The organism is uncultured Tenacibaculum sp. (assembly GCF_947495995.1).
Classification (GTDB): domain Bacteria; phylum Bacteroidota; class Bacteroidia; order Flavobacteriales; family Flavobacteriaceae; genus Polaribacter.
Genome location: NZ_CANMAX010000002.1, coordinates 61,728 through 80,236 on the forward strand (window position 1 = coordinate 61,728; position 18,509 = coordinate 80,236).

General features: G+C 31.8%; 12 protein-coding genes. 11 read left to right on the top strand and 1 reads right to left on the bottom strand.

Features of this window, described 5'->3' with window-relative positions; genetic code table 11:
- Positions 1–378 precede the first annotated feature (378 nt).
- From Q1A15_RS05360 to Q1A15_RS05385, 6 genes are all read left to right on the top strand, one after another.
- On the top strand, positions 379–3,153 hold the full coding sequence (locus Q1A15_RS05360) for a bifunctional aconitate hydratase 2/2-methylisocitrate dehydratase (protein ID WP_299619962.1): 2,775 nt from the start codon (positions 379–381) through the stop codon (positions 3,151–3,153).
- A gap of 153 nt (positions 3,154–3,306) precedes the next feature.
- The gene (locus tag Q1A15_RS05365; protein ID WP_299619965.1) at positions 3,307–5,574 is read left to right on the top strand and encodes an aconitate hydratase; all 2,268 of its coding nucleotides are present in this window, start codon (positions 3,307–3,309) and stop codon (positions 5,572–5,574) included.
- Between the two features lie 117 nt (positions 5,575–5,691).
- Positions 5,692–6,903 carry an anti-sigma factor gene (locus Q1A15_RS05370; protein WP_299619968.1) on the top strand — a complete coding sequence of 404 codons (1,212 nt, stop codon included), beginning with the start codon at positions 5,692–5,694 and terminating at the stop codon, positions 6,901–6,903.
- A gap of 64 nt (positions 6,904–6,967) precedes the next feature.
- On the top strand, positions 6,968–7,651 hold the full coding sequence (locus Q1A15_RS05375) for a peptidoglycan DD-metalloendopeptidase family protein (protein ID WP_299619971.1): 684 nt from the start codon (positions 6,968–6,970) through the stop codon (positions 7,649–7,651).
- Positions 7,641–8,108 (top strand): DUF6495 family protein, encoded by a 468-nt coding sequence (locus tag Q1A15_RS05380; protein ID WP_299619974.1) that lies wholly within the window; start codon positions 7,641–7,643, stop codon positions 8,106–8,108. The genes Q1A15_RS05375 and Q1A15_RS05380 overlap by 11 nt, the downstream gene beginning before the upstream one ends.
- Before the next feature lie 65 nt (positions 8,109–8,173).
- Positions 8,174–8,551: a lipocalin family protein gene (locus Q1A15_RS05385; protein WP_299619977.1), complete on the top strand. Its 378-nt coding sequence runs from the start codon at positions 8,174–8,176 to the stop codon at positions 8,549–8,551.
- Here the strand turns inward: Q1A15_RS05385 and Q1A15_RS05390 are convergent.
- Positions 8,528–9,220 carry an NAD-dependent deacylase gene (locus tag Q1A15_RS05390; protein WP_299619980.1) on the bottom strand — a complete coding sequence of 231 codons (693 nt, stop codon included), beginning with the start codon at positions 9,218–9,220 and terminating at the stop codon, positions 8,528–8,530. The two genes, Q1A15_RS05385 and Q1A15_RS05390, sit on opposite strands and share 24 nt — an antisense overlap.
- A 33-nt stretch (positions 9,221–9,253) precedes the next feature.
- Between Q1A15_RS05390 and Q1A15_RS05395 the strand changes: the two genes are divergently transcribed.
- The 5 genes from Q1A15_RS05395 to Q1A15_RS05415 all read left to right on the top strand — a co-directional run bounded on the left by Q1A15_RS05395 (position 9,254) and on the right by Q1A15_RS05415 (position 18,509).
- A complete protein-coding gene (locus tag Q1A15_RS05395; protein WP_299619983.1) occupies positions 9,254–9,925 on the top strand; it encodes an RNA methyltransferase in 672 nt (223 codons plus the stop codon).
- A 301-nt stretch (positions 9,926–10,226) separates the two neighbouring features.
- On the top strand, positions 10,227–12,524 hold the full coding sequence (locus Q1A15_RS05400) for a chondroitinase-B domain-containing protein (protein ID WP_299619986.1): 2,298 nt from the start codon (positions 10,227–10,229) through the stop codon (positions 12,522–12,524).
- Between the two features lie 7 nt (positions 12,525–12,531).
- Positions 12,532–14,805, top strand: coding sequence for an alginate lyase family protein (locus Q1A15_RS05405; protein ID WP_299619989.1), 2,274 nt, complete (start codon positions 12,532–12,534; stop codon positions 14,803–14,805).
- Positions 14,806–14,816: 11 nt separating this feature from the next.
- A complete protein-coding gene (locus Q1A15_RS05410; RefSeq protein WP_299619992.1) occupies positions 14,817–15,176 on the top strand; it encodes a cupin domain-containing protein in 360 nt (119 codons plus the stop codon).
- Positions 15,177–15,425: 249 nt separating this feature from the next.
- Complete coding sequence (locus tag Q1A15_RS05415; protein ID WP_299619995.1) at positions 15,426–18,509, top strand: TonB-dependent receptor; 3,084 nt, start codon at positions 15,426–15,428, stop codon at positions 18,507–18,509.

Below are 18,509 nucleotides of genomic sequence, written 5' to 3' on the forward strand. Positions count from 1 at the left end.
ATTTAAAATTGTGAATTTGATAATTTACGTTTTCTTTTTTAGTAAATTGATAAAAAACATCTTTTTAAAATGGTTTTTGTTAGATAATATTTAATGTTTAATCGAAAACGTTATATTATTTTCAAATATGAACGAAAATTAGTAAATTCGCCAGACTTAAAATTATAAACATTTACTGTGTAATTTTTGTTTGTAAGCAACTCATAAAAATTGAGTCTTATTTAATAGAACTTACATAGGACAATTAAACTAGAATAGTCTTGCAGATGATATGCAACTATACAAACGACATTGTTACAATTAACTATGGCAAAGTAAGATTAGGTGTAAACAACTAATTGATAAAATTGCCTTTAACATTGAAAAGATTTTTCTATTATGAACTACCAAGATTACCTAAAAGAGATTGAAGAAAGGAAAGAGCTAGGTTTACATCCTAAGCCAATTGATGGCAGCGAATTGCTTAGTGAAATTATCTCACAAATTAAAGATGTAAATAACGAGCACAGAAAAGAGTCTCTTAATTTCTTTATTTATAATACATTACCAGGTACAACAAGTGCAGCTGGCGTTAAAGCAAAGTTTTTAAAAGAGATTATCCTAGGAGAATCCGTAGTAGAGGAGATTACACCTACTTTTGCTTTTGAGCAGTTATCACATATGAAAGGAGGTCCTTCAATTGAAGTACTTTTAGATTTAGCATTAGGAAACGATTCTAGCATTGCTGAAGAAGCTGCGAAAGTTTTAAAAACACAAGTGTTCTTATATGAGGCTGATACTCAGCGTTTAGAAAATGCAATGAAAGATGGTAATAGCTTAGCTAAAGGTATTATCGAAAGCTACGCTAAAGCTGAATTCTTTACTGAGTTACCAGAAGTTGATGAAGAAATTGAAGTGGTAACTTACATTGCAGGGGTTGGAGATATCTCTACAGATTTACTTTCTCCAGGTGCAGATGCACACTCTAGATCAGATCGTGAATTACACGGTCAATCTATGTTCGAGCATAATAAAGATATGCAGAACGAATTATTAGCTTTACAAAAGGAACACCCAGATAAGCGTGTAATGTTAATCGCAGAAAAAGGAACAATGGGAGTTGGTTCTTCAAGAATGTCAGGTGTAAATAACGTGGCTTTATGGACAGGTATTTCTTCTAGTCCATATGTACCATTTATTAATATTGCTCCAGTAATTGCAGGAACTAATGGTATTGCGCCAATCTTTTTAACTACAGTTGGTGTTACAGGAGGTATTGGAATCGACCTTAAAAACTGGGTGAAGCAAAAGGATGAAAATGGAAATACTATCGTAGATGAAGATGGTGATCCAATCTTAAAAGAAGTATATTCAGTTAAAACAGGTACAGTTTTAACAATCAATACTAAAGAAAAGAAATTATATAACGGAGATACTGAATTAAAAGATATTTCTACTGCGTTAACTCCTCAAAAAATGGAGTTTATTAAAGCAGGAGGTTCTTATGCTGTTGTTTTCGGTAAAAAATTACAAACTTTTGCATGTAAAGCTTTAGGTATTGATGTGCCTCAAGTTTATGCACCTTCTAAAGAGATTTCTATTGAAGGTCAAGGTTTAACTGCAGTTGAAAAGATTTTTAATAGAAATGCAGTAGGAAATACTCCAGGAGTTACATTACATGCAGGATCAAATACTCGTGTAGAAGTAAATATTGTTGGATCTCAGGATACTACAGGTTTAATGACTTCTCAAGAGTTAGAAATGATGGCTGCAACTATTATTTCTCCAATCGTAGATGCTGGTTATCAGTCAGGATGTCACACAGCTTCTGTATGGGATGATAAGTCAAAAGCTAACATTCCAAGATTAATGAAGTTTATGAATGACTTCGGATTAATTACTGGACGTGATCCAAAAGGAGTTTACCATGCAATGACTGATGTAATTCACAAAGTATTAAATGACATTGCTGTTGATGATTGGGATGTTATTATCGGTGGAGATTCTCACACAAGAATGGCAAAAGGTGTTGCTTTTGGAGCTGATTCGGGAACAGTAGCATTAGCTTTAGCAACAGGAGAGGCTACTATGCCAATTCCTCAGTCTGTTAAAGTAACATTTAAAGGAAACATGGTTCCTTATATGGATTTCCGTGATGTAGTACATGCTACACAGCAACAAATGTTAGATCAATTTGAAGGAGAAAATGTATTCCAAGGGAAGATTATTGAAGTACATATTGGTACTTTAACTTCTGATCAAGCATTTACATTTACAGATTGGACTGCAGAAATGAAAGCAAAAGCTTCTATCTGTATTTCTGAAGATGAAACATTAATTGAATCATTAGTAATTTCAAGAGATCGTATCCAAATTATGATCGATAAAGGAATGGATAATGAAAAGCAAGTATTACAAGGTTTAGTTGATAAAGCTAACAATCGTATTGCTGAATTAGAATCTGGAAACAGACCAGCTTTAAGACCAGATGCTGACGCTAAATATTATGCTGAAGTTGTTATTGACTTAGACAAGATTGTTGAGCCAATGATTGCTGATCCAGATGTAAATAACGAAGATGTTTCTAAGCGTTATACACATGATAATATTCAACCATTATCTTTCTACGGAGGAACTAAGAAAGTTGATTTAGGTTTCGTAGGGTCTTGTATGATTCACAAAGGAGATATGAAGATTTTAGCTCAAATGTTAAAGAATATTGAAGCTCAACAAGGTGAAGTTAAATTCAACGCACCGTTAGTTGTTGCACCTCCAACATATAACATTGTTGATGAGTTAAAAGCAGAAGGAGATTGGGAAGTGTTAGCTAAATATTCAGGTTTTGTATTTGATGACGATGCACCAAAAGGAGCAGCGCGTACTAAATATGAAAACGTATTATATTTAGAGCGTCCAGGATGTAACTTATGTATGGGTAACCAAGAAAAGGCTGAGCCAGGAGATACTGTAATGGCAACTTCTACTCGTTTATTCCAAGGTCGTGTGGTAAGAGATTCTAAAGAGAAAAAAGGAGAATCATTATTATCATCAACTCCAGTAGTTGTGTTATCTTCAATCTTAGGAAGAACTCCAACATTAGAAGAATATCAAGCAGCTGTTGAAGGTATTGTGTTAACTAAATTCAAGCCATCACAAAAGTTATTAGTTGTTTAATTAGCAACTTTTATATCATATTATAGAGCCCAAGTTTTTACTTGGGCTTTTTTTATTACAAAACCTTATTTAAACTCATTATAATTAAAATAGGTTACGAATTTCTATTACGTTTTTTTGGTAAATTAGTCTACAAACTAAAACTTATAGTTCATGGCTTTCGATATTGATATGATAAAAGAGGTTTATGCTAAAGTAGTTGAAAGAGTAGATGCTGCTCGAAAGATTACAGGTAAACCATTAACATTAGCAGAAAAAATATTATACACACACCTTTGGGATGGTAATCCATCTAAAGCTTTTCAAAGAGGTAAAGATTATGTAGATTTTGCACCAGATAGAGTTGCTTGTCAAGATGCAACAGCTCAAATGGCGTTGCTACAATTCATGCAAGCAGGTAAAGAAAAAGTAGCTGTTCCAACGACTGTACACTGTGATCATTTAATTCAAGCAAAAGAAGGAGCGAGTACAGATTTACAAAATGCATTAAATATAAGTAATGAAGTATTTAATTTTTTAGAATCAGTTTCAAATAAATATGGAATTGGTTTCTGGAAACCAGGTGCTGGAATTATTCATCAAGTAGTTCTTGAAAACTATGCATTTCCAGGAGGAATGATGATTGGTACAGATTCACATACTGTAAATGCAGGTGGATTAGGAATGGTTGCCATTGGAGTTGGTGGTGCCGATGCTGTAGATGTTATGGCGGGTATGCCTTGGGAATTAAAGTTTCCTAAATTAATCGGAGTAAAATTAACTGGTAAATTATCGGGTTGGACAGCTCCAAAAGATGTGATTTTAAAAGTTGCTGAAATTTTAACTGTAAAAGGAGGAACTGGTGCTATTGTTGAATATTTTGGACCAGGAGCAACAGGAATGTCTTGTACAGGTAAAGGAACGATTTGTAACATGGGAGCAGAAATTGGAGCAACAACTTCTACTTTTGGTTACGACGACTCTATGGAGCGTTATTTACGTGCTACAGATAGAGCTGATGTAGCTGATGCAGCAAATGAAATAAAAGATTATTTAACGGCTGATGCTGAAGTTTATGCAAATCCTGAACAATATTTCGATCAGGTAATTGAAATCAACTTATCAGAATTACAACCATTATTAAACGGACCTTTTACGCCTGATTTATCTACGCCAGCTGGACCTGAAATGACAGAAAAAGCAAATGCAAATGATTGGCCTTTAAAAGTTGAGTGGGGATTAATTGGTTCTTGTACAAACTCATCTTATGAAGATTTATCTCGAGCTTCTTCAATTGCACAGCAAGCTTTAGATAAAGGATTAAAAACAAAAGCAGAGTTTGGAATTAATCCAGGTTCAGAGCAAGTTCGTTATACAGCAGATCGTGATGGTATTTTACAAGTTTTTGAAAAGTTAGATGCTAAAATATTTACCAATGCTTGTGGACCATGCATTGGACAATGGGGACGTTATGAAGATCCAAAAAATGCTCCTAAAAATAGTATTGTGCATTCTTTTAATAGAAACTTTGCCAAACGTGCAGACGGAAATCCAAATACACATGCTTTTGTTGCTTCACCAGAATTAGTAGCAGCAATTGCTATTGCTGGTAGATTAGACTTTAATCCGATTACAGATACATTAATTAATGAAAATGGAGAAGAAGTTAAACTAGATGAACCTACAGGATGGGAATTACCGCCAAAAGGATTTGAAGTTAAAGAAAATGGATATCTAGAACCTGTTGCTGATGGAAGTGGAGTAGAAGTAGTTGTAAATCCAGATTCTGAACGTTTAGAATTATTAACGCCATTTACACCTATTGGAAACGAAATTAAAGGAGCAAAACTTTTAATTAAAGCCTTTGGTAAATGTACAACTGATCATATTTCTATGGCAGGACCTTGGTTACGCTATAGAGGACATTTAGATAATATTTCTAACAACTGTTTAATTGGAGCTGTAAATGCTTACAATAAGCAAACAAATTTTGTAAAGAGTCAATTAACAGGAGAATATGATGCTGTTCCTAAAACACAACGTACATATAAAGCAGAAGGAATTCCTACTGTAGTAGTTGGAGATCATAATTATGGTGAAGGTTCTTCTCGTGAACATGCAGCTATGGAACCACGTCATTTAGGAGTTGTAGCAGTAATAGTAAAATCATTCGCTCGTATTCATGAAACGAATTTGAAGAAACAAGGAATGTTAGGATTAACTTTTGCTAATGAATCAGATTATGATTTAATTCAAGAAGATGATACTTTCAATTTCTTAGATTTAAACGAGTTTGCACCAGGTAAACAATTAACGATTGAAATAGTGCATTCAGATGGATCAAAAGATGAAATTAAAGTAAATCATACCTATAATGCAGGTCAAATAGAATGGTATAATGAAGGTTCTGCATTAAATTTAATTAAAAAGCAAAACGCTTAAAGTATTTTTACTTTATTCGGTATTAAATTAACTCCTGATTAAAAAATCAGGAGTTTTTTTGTAAGTATAGAAAAAGAAGATCGACAAAGTGGCTAATTAACTAAAATCTAATATATAATGAAAAAACTCATTTATGGAGCAGTCGCTTTAGCTTTTACATTAGCGTTTACAGGATGTAGCGATGATGAGCCAGTAACAATCACAGAGGCGGGAACTTTAACAGGAGGACCGTTTTCTTTTCTAGTGGATGGAATGGCAGACAATGTTTCGGGTATTTCGGTTGAAGGGAATATTCAAGGAGCTAGTACTTCGTTTATAGTAACAGATGAAGCAGGAATGATTCTTGGTTTGCCAGGAGACATCGCAGCATTAGAAGGTGTAAATTTTGATGATGCTGGTGCAGGGAAATGTTTTATATGGCATATTGCATATGAAGCAGATGTACAAGGTTTAGCAATGGGGCAAAATGCAAATAACCTTTCTGGAAATTTTGATTTATCTAACAATATAGAAGTAGATAGAATTCAAGGAGCTACTGTAACTTTAAATTTTACAGGATTAGAGAATTTAGGAGCCGATTTTAAATATGAAGGTTGGGTTATTGTTGATGGAGCACCTGTTACTACTGGAGTTTTCACAGTGGATGATTCAGGAGTTTTATCTCAAACTGAATTTTATGTAAAGCAAGCAGATTTAGATGCAGCTACAGCATTTGTATTATCTATAGAGCCAGCTGTTGATCCAGATCCAGCCCCAGCAGACACAAAGATATTATCAGGTGACTTTTCAGGAAATTCTGCAACTGTAAGTTCTTCAAATATTGTTGGAGATTTTAGCAGTTCTACAGGTAAATATATTTTAGCAACTCCTACTGATATGGATGATACTAATGAATATAGTGGAGTTTGGTTTTTAGATAATTCAGGAGCTGCTCCAGTCGCAGGATTAGATTTACCTATGTTATCTGCAGGATGGAAATACGAAGGTTGGGTAGTTGTTAATGGTACTCCTATTAGTACAGGTACTTTTACAGATCCAGCAGCAGCTGACGATAACGCAGCAACTTCTCCGTTTAAAGGAGCAACTAGTAACGGTCCTGGTTATCCTGGTGAAGATTATGTTATGGGAAGTGTTGGAAGTATTGCTTTTCCTTTAGATTTAAGAGGAAGTACAGTAGTAATTTCTGTTGAACCAAGTCCAGATAACAGTCCAGCACCATTTACTTTAAAGCCATTAGCTCAAGGTATTCCAGCTATGGCAATGGATCATACTGTGTTAAATATCGGAGCAGGTCCAGTACAAGCTATTATGGGTACGGTAACTAGATAAAAAAACAATAAAATATTAGTGATTTTAAAGTGCAGTTTTTACTGCACTTTTTTATTTTTAACAAATGAAAGAAATCTTGAATTCTATATCTGAAACAGGTTTAAAAGTAATAGATCCTAGTTTCTCAATAAACGACTTCGTTCCTATATCCATATCTACTAAAAATGAAGATTTAACTACTTTTGATGTTGGTTCTTCTAATGAATGGTCTACATATTTAAATACTTATTTAAAAGCGAAAAATGCAAAAGTAGCTTTCGGAGGTTACATTGAACAAAGAGATATTTATAAACGCAGTACTTATTTTAATTCAACCGATGAAAATGAAAGAAATATTCATTTAGGTTTAGATTTATGGTGCGATGCAGGAACTACAGTTTTAGCCGTTTTAGATGGAGAAGTTCACAGTTTTAAAAATAATTTGAATCATGGTGATTATGGTCCAACAATTATACTAAAACATGAAATAGAAGGAGTTGAATTTTACACACTTTATGGACATTTATCTTTATTTTCAATAGAAAATTTAGAAGTAGGGCAGAAAGTTAAGAAAGAAGAAGTAATTGGAACTTTAGGTACAAATGAGGTTAATGGAGATTATGCTCCGCATTTACATTTTCAATTAATTAAAGATTTACAAGGAAATTCTGGTGATTATCCTGGTGTGTGTTCAAAAAATAATGTAGAATTTTACAAACAAAATTGCCCAAACCCAAATTTACTATTAAAATTGCCAAATGAAATATAGACAACTTACAAAAGAGCAGTTTGAGAGTTTGCATGAAGAATTTTCTAAGTTTTTAGCAACACAAGGAGTAGATTTTAAGGAATGGAAGAAGATAAAAGATGAAAAACCGAATTTAGCAGAAAATGAACTAAACTTATTCAGTGATATTGTTTGGGAAGATGTTTTAAAACGCACTGAATATCTAGAACATTTTTCAAAAAAAACGATCAATCTTTTCAAATGTGAAGAAGGAAAAATGTCAAGAATAGTAATTAAAGTGCATAAAGAAGTTGATTTATTGCAACAAAATGATTATAATTGGTTACTGGAAAATTATGAATCGAAAGAAGTTGAGTTATTTAATGGCACAAAAACTTATAATTCGGAAAGAAACATTGAAATATTCGACTTAATAGAAAAGGGTAGCGCCATTTCAAATGGAGAATTGTATAATTTTTTTGATAAAATTATAAGTTAATTATTAACAATTGCCATTTTGGTCTAACTTTTGTTTATTTTTGATTAAAAACATAATCTATCAAAATGAAGAAATTAGTATTAGCATTATTTTTAGGTTTATTCGCTTTCACTGTTAAAGCTCAAGAAGTAGAGAATATCTTAACCTCTGGAAAGTGGTTTATAGAGTCTATACAAGAGAAAGGTGAAGAACCTGAACTATCATCAAACAAAAATGATGAATGGATGGTGTTTTCTAAGGACGGAAAAGTTGAAGAAAATCACTTTGGTGATTCTAAAACATTTTCATGGACTTACGATAAGACCAAAAAAATGATTAAGCTATCTGGTGAGGAAACTATTTTTCATAGAGTAATAGAGATCACTGAGAACAAGCTTATTGTTGAGCTAGTTGAGGATTTAGAGAACGCAGACGATAATTTAATGATTACTTACGTTAAGTAATTCTAATAGTTTTTCTGTCCCCAAGGAAGCCACGTCTTTAATAATTGTCAAATTATTAAAGGCGTTTTTATTTACACTAGGTTTTGGATCGATAAAATAAATAGGTGTATTCTCTTGAATAAAATTAATTAAACTAGCCGCAGGATATACTTGCATAGAAGTACCAATAATTACTAGAATATCAGCTTGCTCTACAATTTCAACTGCTTTTGGTATCATAGGAACATCTTCTCCAAACCAAACGATATAAGGTCTTAATTGAGAACCATCTTCAGCTTTATCACCTAAAGTAATATCTTTAGTCCATTCACAAATAAAATCATCAGTAATAGAGCTTTTAGCTTTTAAAAGTTCACCATGTAAATGAATAATATTTGTACTACCAGCTCTTTCGTGTAAATCATCAACATTTTGAGTAATAATATGTACTTCAAAATCTTCTTCTAATTTTTTCAAATTGAAATGTGCTGAATTAGGTTCTACTTCAAAAAGTTGTTTTCTTCGCTGGTTATAAAAATCTAAAACCAAAGCAGGATTATTTCTAAATCCTATAGGTGAAGCAACTTCCATAATATCATGACCTTCCCATAAACCATCGGCATCTCTAAACGTATTAATACCACTTTCTGCGCTAATACCAGCTCCTGTAAGTACAACTATTTTTTTCATATGTCTAAAGTAATAATTTTTTAAGTTTGTGGTATGATAGATGAAGAATTATTGAAGTACCTTGAAAGTTATGTAACTGATAATAGAAAAGCAACTTTTAAAGAAGTTTTATCCAATAGAACCAGACATTTTACGGTAGTATTGGAAAATATTTTTCAAACACATAATGCCAGTGCTGTAGTAAGAAGTTGTGATATTTTCGGTATTCAAGATGTTTATACAATAGAGAATAGTTATTTAAATAAAGTATCTAAAAAAATTGCAAAAGGAAGTCAGAAGTGGTTAGATTTTTATCGCTTTAAATCTGAAGTAAGTAACACACAAGAATGTTTTTCAGCGTTAAAAGAAAAAGGATACCAAATTATCGCTACGACACCACATAACGATTCGTGTTATCTTTCAGATTTTGATATCAGTAAAAAATCAGCATTTGTTTTTGGAGTAGAAAGAGAAGGAGTTTCAGATTTTATGATGGAAAATGCAGACGGATATTTAAAAGTACCTATGGTTGGTTTTACTGAGAGTTTAAACATATCTGTAGCTGCGGCTATAGTTCTACAAGATGTAACAACAAGATTGCGTAAATCTGAGTTAGATTGGAAATTAACAGAACAAGAACAATTAGAGATTTATTCAGAATGGATTGAGAAATCCATTAAAAATGTAGATAAATACAAAAATTTCTTTTTAGAAAATAAAAAGTAAATAATTTACTTCATACAATTTTATAAAAGCTTTACTATGCTATCTGCAAATACATCAGAAGTAATAGTAAAGTTTTCTTTTTTATAAAGGTTTACTCAGTTTAACTTATAATTCGTACTTGCCAAAGATTACCTCATTTATTTATTAAGTTTTTAAAAAAGAGAGCTAAAATTTTGTAATGTTTTAATTTATTTATATGTTTGGTCAACCAATCTGGTAAACCAGTTGTTTTTACTGAAAAGTAAAAGATAAGCATATCAAATAGAAACAATCAATCTTAGTACAAACCTTTTTCTTAAAAATGAAAAAAACATTCCTGCTTTTATTTTCAATTATTCTGTTGTTTAATTGTAAATCCAATGTAAAAAATGAAATCCTAGTTGAAAATAAAGAAGCGCTTAAAACAGCTGTAGAAAAAGCAAAACCAGGAGATGTAATTGTGATGAAAGATGGAGAATGGAAAGATCTTACATTAAAGTTTTATGGAAATGGAACAGAAAAAGCTCCAATTGTTTTAAAAGCAGAGCATAATGGAAAAGTAATTGTAACCGGAAAATCATTTTTAAAACTAGGAGGAAACTTTTTAAGAGTTGAAGGATTATATTTTAAAGACGGATACACACCAGATAAAGCCTTAATACGATTTAAAATTGATAATAATAAAATTGCAAATAATTGTACTGTAACTAATTGTGTTATTGAAGGTTTTTCACAACCAGATAGAAATAAAAAAGATCATTGGGTTGAGTTTTGGGGTCAACATAATCAGCTTGATCATTGTTACATTACAGGTAAAGCTAATCAAGGTCCGACACTTAGAGTATTTTTAAAAGGAAACGAAAATATTAATACGCATCATAAAATAGTTTCTAATCATTTTGGACCAAGACCTAGAAAAGGTGGACCAAAGGCAGAAACAATGCAAATAGGTGATAGTTATACTTCTATGACACCTGCTTATGTGAAAGTTGAAAATAACTACTTTGAGAGATGTAATGGTGAAGTAGAAATCATATCAAGTAAATCTAATTTTAATGAATTTAATCACAATATATTTTTCGAATGTGAAGGATCTTTAGTGTTACGTCATGGAAATTACAATAAGATTAATGGAAACATTTTTATTGGTAATGAAAAATCTAATTTTATAGGAGGAATTCGTGTGATAAACACAGGGCATTGGATTACAAATAATTACTTCTACAACTTAAAAGGAAATGAATTTAGAGCTCCTTTAGCCGTAATGAATGGAATTCCTAAATCACCATTAAATAGATACAATCAAGTTACAGATGTTGTAGTCGCAAATAATTCTTGGGTAAATTGTGTTTCTCCATTTCATTTTAGTGTTGGAGCGAATTTAGAACAACGTGAAGTTTTACCAGCTTCAGAAATTAGATCAGCAAGACCAGAACGAGTAGTAGTAGCTAATAATATTATTTATAATGAAACAGGAACAAGCGTACCAATAATTGCCTATGATCAAGTAGATGGAGTTGCATTTCATAAAAATGAGATCAATTATTCTAATACAGGTAGTATAAAACCAGAAGGCTTAGAAACAAAGCAAATTACGATGCAAAAGATTTCTGATTGGCTTCAAATTCCTGAAAATTTAAATACTAAAGCTTACGATGGTTTTGATTTTAATCGAAATATAACACACGATTTATTTGGGAATTTAAGACAAGGAAATAGTATTGGAGCCATCTCTGCAAAGGAGAATGCAACAGGAAAAATCAACATTAAAGAGTATGGTACAGATTGGTATAATTCTCAAGATGAAAATTTAGAAGTTACAGAAATAGAAGTAGCAAATACAGAAGAATTAAAATCAGCAATAGAAAAAGCAATTGATGGAACTGTAATAAGTTTAACAGCTAAAGCGTATGAGATTAAAGAAAATATTGCTATCAAAAATGATATAAAAATTACTTCAAAAAATACATCAGAAAAATCAAAACTAGTATTTAAAACTGGTGCTTTAGGTTTCGTTTTACATCCAAAGTCATATTTAAAATTGAATAATGTTGTTGTAACTGGGACTAATGTTCAGAAAGCATTTACGACGTTAGAAAAAGACATGTCTTTTCCTTATAATTTAGAAATTGTAGATGCAGAAATTAAAAACTTCAAAACAATTTTAGAAGTTTCTAAAGGATCTTTTGCTAATGAAATTACAATCCAAAATTCAGTATTGAAAGATTGTAAAACAGGTATTCTTTTAAATAAAGAAACTAATGATAAAGGAGATTATAACGTAGAGTTTTTAACTATTGAAAATTCTACTTTTTCAAACATTCAAAATGAAGTTGTGAACTATTATCGTGGCGGTTATGATGAATCTACAATTGGAGGTAATTTAAAACTGAAAAACAACTCTTTTACTAACTGTGGTAAATCAGATCAAGAACATATTTTAATTAAAACTAGAGGGATTGTAAATATGATTTTTGAAGGAAATACCTTTAAAAATAATCCCGTAAAATATGTTACAATTTTATGGGGAGCAAAAGGACAAAAAGGAGTTAATAATACGATCGAAAACTCTGGTGTTTTAAAAGTTCAAGAAAACTTATCTCAAAAGTTAATCTATTAAGTATTTCATGAAATTAGCATTCAAAATAGTAAACTTATCATTACTGATCTTCTTATTTTCATGTGATAAGAAACAAAATGTAAAAAACAATTCAGTAGAAATTGCTTCGCATCCAAACTTAATTCTTACTGCTAAAGGTGTAGAGAATATAAAAAAGAATATCGGTACAATTCCTTTATTTGACCATTCTCTAACGTTAACTAAATCTGAAGTTGATAAACAAATATCAAAAGGAATATCAATACCAATTCCCAAAGATATGGCTGGAGGTTACAGTCATACGCAGCATAAAATTAATTATGTTACAATGCAAAAAGCAGGTGTGCTGTTTCAATTATTAGATAATGAAAAATATGCATTGTACATTAAAGAAATGCTTATGGGATATGCCAATTTATTTCCAACATTATCTCGTCATCCAGAAACAAGATCTTATGCAAGAGGAAAGTTGTTTTGGCAATGTTTAAATGATGCAAACTGGTTAGTATATACAAGTCAGGCTTATGATAGTATTTACAATTGGTTAACTAAAGAAGAACGTGATTTTTTAGAAACGAATTTATTTAGACCTTATGCTGATTTTCTGTCAGTTGAAACACCACAATTTTTCAATAGAATTCACAATCACAGTACTTGGGGTTGTGTAGCTGTAGGGATGATTGGTTTAGTGATGAACGATGAAGAGTTAATTCAAAGAGCTTTGTATGGAGTTAAAAATGACGGCATTTCTTCTGAAGCAATAGATGATGATGGTGGCACAATTAAATCTAAAGGAAATAAATCTGGATTTCTAGCAAACTTAGATAGTCCATTTTCGCCAGACGGTTATTATACAGAAGGTCCGTATTACCATAGATATGCATTATATCCGTTTTTGATTTTCGCGCAAGCTTTACAAAATAAAAAGCCAGAATTAAAGATTTTTGAATATAAGAACGGAGTTCTTTTAAAATCTGTATCAGCGATTTTAAATTTAACAGATGAAGATGGAGAATTTTTTCCTTTGAATGACGGACAAAAAGGAATGTCTTATCACAATCAATCTTTAATTTCTGCCGTAGACATCGCTTACTTTTTTGGAAAACAAGATCAAGGTTTATTGTCAGTTGCTAAAGAACAAAACCAGGTACAACTTGATGAAACAGGAATGGCAGTTGCTTTAGCCGTAAAAGAAGGTAAAGCAAAACCATTTCAAAAAGAGTCAATTGAACTATCAGATGGAGCAAATGGAGACGAAGGAGCTATCGGAATAGTTAGAGCTCAGCAAAACGATCAAAAGTTAACTTTGGTAATGAAATACTCTGCACACGGATTAAGTCATGGGCATTTCGATAAGTTGTCATTTTCACTATATGAAAACGGAGAAGAAGTAATTCAAGATTATGGTTTAGCACGTTTTGTAAATGTTGAGCAAAAAAATGGAGGAGGCTATTTAAAAGAGAATAAAACTTGGGCTAAACAAACAATTGCACACAATACAATTGTGGTAGATGAAAGTTCCCAGTTCAAAGGAAAATATAAAGCAAGTAGTAAACACCATGCAGAGAAGTATCTTTTTGATGTTAAGAATGAAAAGGTTCAAGTTGTAAGTGCTAAAGAAAATAATGCTTACGAAGGAGCACAATTACATAGAACGATGCTAATGGTTTCAGATACAACTCTAACGACTCCATTTGTTATCGATATTACCAAAGTAACTTCAGAAGCTGAACATACTTACGATTTACCATTGTATTATTTCGGACAAATTATAGATTCTAATTTAGATGTTACTTCTTTTTCTGAAATCAAACCTTTAGGTAAAAAACATGGATATCAACATTTATGGAAAGAAGCTTCAGGAAATTCAGATAAAGAACTAACGCAGTTGACTTGGTTACACAATCAACGATTTTATACATTATCATCAATCTCTACGAATAAAGATGAGTTTATTTTTGGAAGAATCGGAGCAAATGATCCAAACTTTAACTTAAGAAGAGATCCGGTTTTCATTCAAAGAAAAACAAATGAATCAGATGCCTTATTTGTAAATATCTTAGAATCTCATGGTAAATACGATACGGTTTCAGAATCTTCAATTCAAGCAAAAAGCAATATCAAATCAGTAAAAGTGATATACGATAAAACTGATTATACAGCTTTATCATTAACATTTAACAATGAAAAAAACTGCATTGTAATTATAGCTAATCAAGATTCCTCAGAACATAAAAAACACGAATTAACAATACAAAATAAGCACTATAATTGGACGGGTGCTTACTATTTTAATAATTAAATATAACACTAATGAAAACATTTGAAGCGAGTAAAGAGTTTCTATTTGGAGATGAAATTGAATGGGAAGTAGTAGGAGAAGGGGTAAAAAGAAAAATTATGGGATATGATAACAAAATCATGTTGGTAAAAGTACATTTTGAAGTTGGAGGTGTAGGTCCAATGCATGAGCATTATCATTCTCAAGTTACTTATGTAGAAAGTGGAGCTTTTGAATTAACCATAGGAGAAGAAACAAAATTATTAAAAGGAGGAGATTGTTTTTACATTCCACCACATGTAATGCATGGAGCTATTTGTAAAGAAGCAGGAGTACTTATCGATGTATTTAGTCCAATACGAGAAGACTTTATGGAAATAACTGATAAATAATTTTTTAGTAATCAAAAAATAATATATATTTGGTAAACCAGATTGGTAAACCAATTTTTTTTGATCTAAAAAAAGGACAGATTTTCACGCAACCTATCCTTTTCTATTTACTTCTCTTGGAACCGAAGTAATATCAAAAGCACAAAGCAATCGATACGGCAAAAATACTAAAGAATTAAGAAATGCCAAAATTTGGTTAGCAATTAAGTGTTAAGGTAAGATCAAGAAATCAAACAACAAACAAACATTATGAACTTACAAACCAAATTAACCTTTATAGCAATGCTCTTTTGTTGTCTTGCTATAACTGCCCAAGAAACCTTAACGGTGAGTGGTACTGTGTTAGCTCAAGAAGATAATCTTCCTATACCAGGAGCTAATATTGTTATTTTCGGTACCATTAAAGGAACTTCTACAGATTTTGACGGTAAATTTTCATTGAAAGTTAAGAAAGGAGAAGTTTTACAAATTTCAAGTATCGGTTATAAAAACCGATTAATTACAGTAGAAAATGATAAACCTTTAACTATTGTATTACAACAAGAATCAAATGTACTTAACGAAGTAGTAGTCGTAGGATATGGTTCTCAGAAAAAATCAAATGTAACCGGAGCTGTATCTAAATTAGTAAACAAAGATTTAGAACAGATTGGTGTAGCCAGAGTAGACGACGCTTTAGTTGGTCAGGTTTCTGGTGTTAATATTCAAGCAACAGAAGGAGAAGCAGGTTCTGCTCCTACAATTCGAATTAGAGGAACGGGATCTATCTCAGGTGTATCAGATCCTTTAATTGTTGTTGATGGATTAGTAGTAGATAACGAATTTTTAGGTTCTTTAGATATGAGTGATGTTGCTTCTTTTGATGTATTAAAAGATGCTGCGTCTACAGCTATTTATGGATCTAGAGGAGGAAATGGTGTAATTCAAATCATAACTAAATCTGGAAAAGAAGGGAAAACTAGATTTTCATACAACACGTTTACAGGTTTAAAAGAGGCAAGAAGATCAGATGCATATACTTTTAGTGTAGCAAGAACAGCACAAGCTGAATTAGCTTTTAACGGAACTTTATCTGATAGAACTAGATACAAACAATTAATCGGAACAGATAGAAGTTGGCAAGATGTAATTTTTGATGGAGGTACAATTACAAATCATTCGTTTAGTGTAAGAGGTGGTACTAAAAAAACAAAGTTTAGTGCTAGTTTAGGATTTTTAAAAGACGAAGGAGTTTTACTAACTGATAATTTTAAGAGATATAATTTAAAATTAAAAGTAGATAGTAAATTATCTAAGAAGTTTAAAGTTGGATTTAGCTTAACACCAACATTAACAGAGAGAAGACGTTTCGACGGTTCTGTACATGATATTTTAAGACAACCATCTTGGTTACCTTTATTTATTGATGAAAACAACATTCAATATGTAAACAGATTAAGAGATAATGGTCGTTGGGCTAATGTGCAAATTGGAGATTATGCTGTACAAAGAATGTTTGATGATTATGATTTAGCAACGGGTCAACCAATTGCAACAGGTGGAACAGATATTAGTAATTCATCAAATACGAATCCGGCTGCAAAAGTTTTAGAACGAAATAGAACAGAAGAGAGATTTAGATTATTTGGTTCTGTATACTTAAACTATAAAATTATTGATGATTTAGAGTTTAGAACTTCTTTTTCAGGAGATTTTGAACAAAGAAATGGGTTCCGTTATTCTGGAGTAGAAGCGAATAGAAATGGTGCAGATGCAGCTTTTTTAACGACGTCAGATTTAAATAGAATTCACTTAGTTTCTGATAATTATTTTACATATAACCATGTTTTCAATGAAAAACACAGTTTAAACGCTGTTGCAGGTTTTTCAACTGAAACTTTTGATACGAAAACGAAATCGATTACGGGAACTGGTTTTACTTCAGATTTATCGCAAACTTTAGATGCGGCAACAAATATTTCAGATAAAACATCTTTACAATACGAAACTACATTTATGTCTTTCTTCGGAAGAGTGAATTATGCTTTTGATGATAAGTATTTAGTATCGTTAAGTTTTAGGCGTGATGGTAGTTCAATTTTCGGTCCAGATTCTAAGTTTGGTGATTTCCCAGCTGCTTCTGTAGGATGGATAATTAGCAACGAAAAGTTTTTAGAAGATAGTGATTTCTTAAGTAATTTAAAGTTTAGAGCAAGTTACGGTTTAAGTGGTAATAACAGATTAAATACAGGAGATGTATTAATCGACACCTATCCTTCAATTGCATTATTACAAGCAACTTCAACAATTTTAGATAATAATGTAATCGCAGCATTCGATCCTTTAAATCTTCCAAATCCAGATTTACAGTGGGAGCAATCACGAGAAGTAAATTTAGGTATAGATTTCGGATTCTTTAATAATAGAATTAGAGGTGCAGTTGATGTATACCAAAGAAATAACGACAAACAACTATTATTTAACCCAGTTTCAGTAACTACCGGATTTGCTCAAGCTTTAGTCAACTTAGGAGAAGTTGAGAACAGAGGAATTGAATTAGAATTTCAAACACGTAACATAGTCACAGAAGATTTTAGTTGGTCATCTACAATATTAGCTTCAATGAATGAAAATGAATTAATCAATTTTGGAGATTCAGATGGTCAAATTTTAAATGTAGATTCTAAAAGAGCGGCAGAATGGATTAACTCAGTAGGAAATCCGGTAGCTTCTTTTTACGGTTGGGTTGTAGATCGTGAAATTCCATTAGAATTTATTAACGATCCTTTTCACCCAGTTGGTGGAGAAGCACAAGATGTTTACGTAAAAGATTTAAATGGAGACGGATTAATCGACGACGATGATAAAACTATTCTTGGTGATCCTTATCCAGATTTAGTTTGGAGTTTTTCTAACAGTTTTAGGTATAAAAATTTGGACATTAGCTTTATGTGGCAAGGTAGTCATGGAGCAGAAGTTAGAAATATGGGAGATCAATATTTATTTAATCACTTCAATAGTTCACAAGATTTCGATCCAGCTACAACTCCAGATCAAGGATTTATTAAGCAGAAGATTTTTACAAATTCGATTATCCAAGATGCGTCATACATTTCATTACGTAACGTAAATATCGGATACAATTTCTCGAATGATTTACCAGAAACTTTTGAGTTTTTTACAAAGGCTAGAGTGTATGTAACAGGTCAAAACTTATTATACTTTACAGCCGACGATTATACTGGTTTCAATCCTGAATTCGTAGAACGTACAGGTCCGTTAACTTTCGGATATCAAAGAGCAGGTTCTCCAATTGCTAGAACTATTTCATTAGGGTTAAACTTAGAATTTTAA

Coding starts and splice junctions, on each gene's coding strand:
- Q1A15_RS05365 (WP_299619965.1), top strand. CDS start 3,307: ATGGCTTTCGATATTGATATGATAAAAGAGGTTTATGCTAAAGTAGTT.
- Q1A15_RS05370 (WP_299619968.1), top strand. CDS start 5,692: ATGAAAAAACTCATTTATGGAGCAGTCGCTTTAGCTTTTACATTAGCG.
- Q1A15_RS05400 (WP_299619986.1), top strand. CDS start 10,227: ATGAAAAAAACATTCCTGCTTTTATTTTCAATTATTCTGTTGTTTAAT.
- Q1A15_RS05415 (WP_299619995.1), top strand. CDS start 15,426: ATGAACTTACAAACCAAATTAACCTTTATAGCAATGCTCTTTTGTTGT.
- Q1A15_RS05375 (WP_299619971.1), top strand. CDS start 6,968: ATGAAAGAAATCTTGAATTCTATATCTGAAACAGGTTTAAAAGTAATA.
- Q1A15_RS05390 (WP_299619980.1), bottom strand. CDS start 9,220: ATGAAAAAAATAGTTGTACTTACAGGAGCTGGTATTAGCGCAGAAAGT.
- Q1A15_RS05410 (WP_299619992.1), top strand. CDS start 14,817: ATGAAAACATTTGAAGCGAGTAAAGAGTTTCTATTTGGAGATGAAATT.
- Q1A15_RS05380 (WP_299619974.1), top strand. CDS start 7,641: ATGAAATATAGACAACTTACAAAAGAGCAGTTTGAGAGTTTGCATGAA.
- Q1A15_RS05360 (WP_299619962.1), top strand. CDS start 379: ATGAACTACCAAGATTACCTAAAAGAGATTGAAGAAAGGAAAGAGCTA.
- Q1A15_RS05395 (WP_299619983.1), top strand. CDS start 9,254: ATGATAGATGAAGAATTATTGAAGTACCTTGAAAGTTATGTAACTGAT.
- Q1A15_RS05405 (WP_299619989.1), top strand. CDS start 12,532: ATGAAATTAGCATTCAAAATAGTAAACTTATCATTACTGATCTTCTTA.
- Q1A15_RS05385 (WP_299619977.1), top strand. CDS start 8,174: ATGAAGAAATTAGTATTAGCATTATTTTTAGGTTTATTCGCTTTCACT.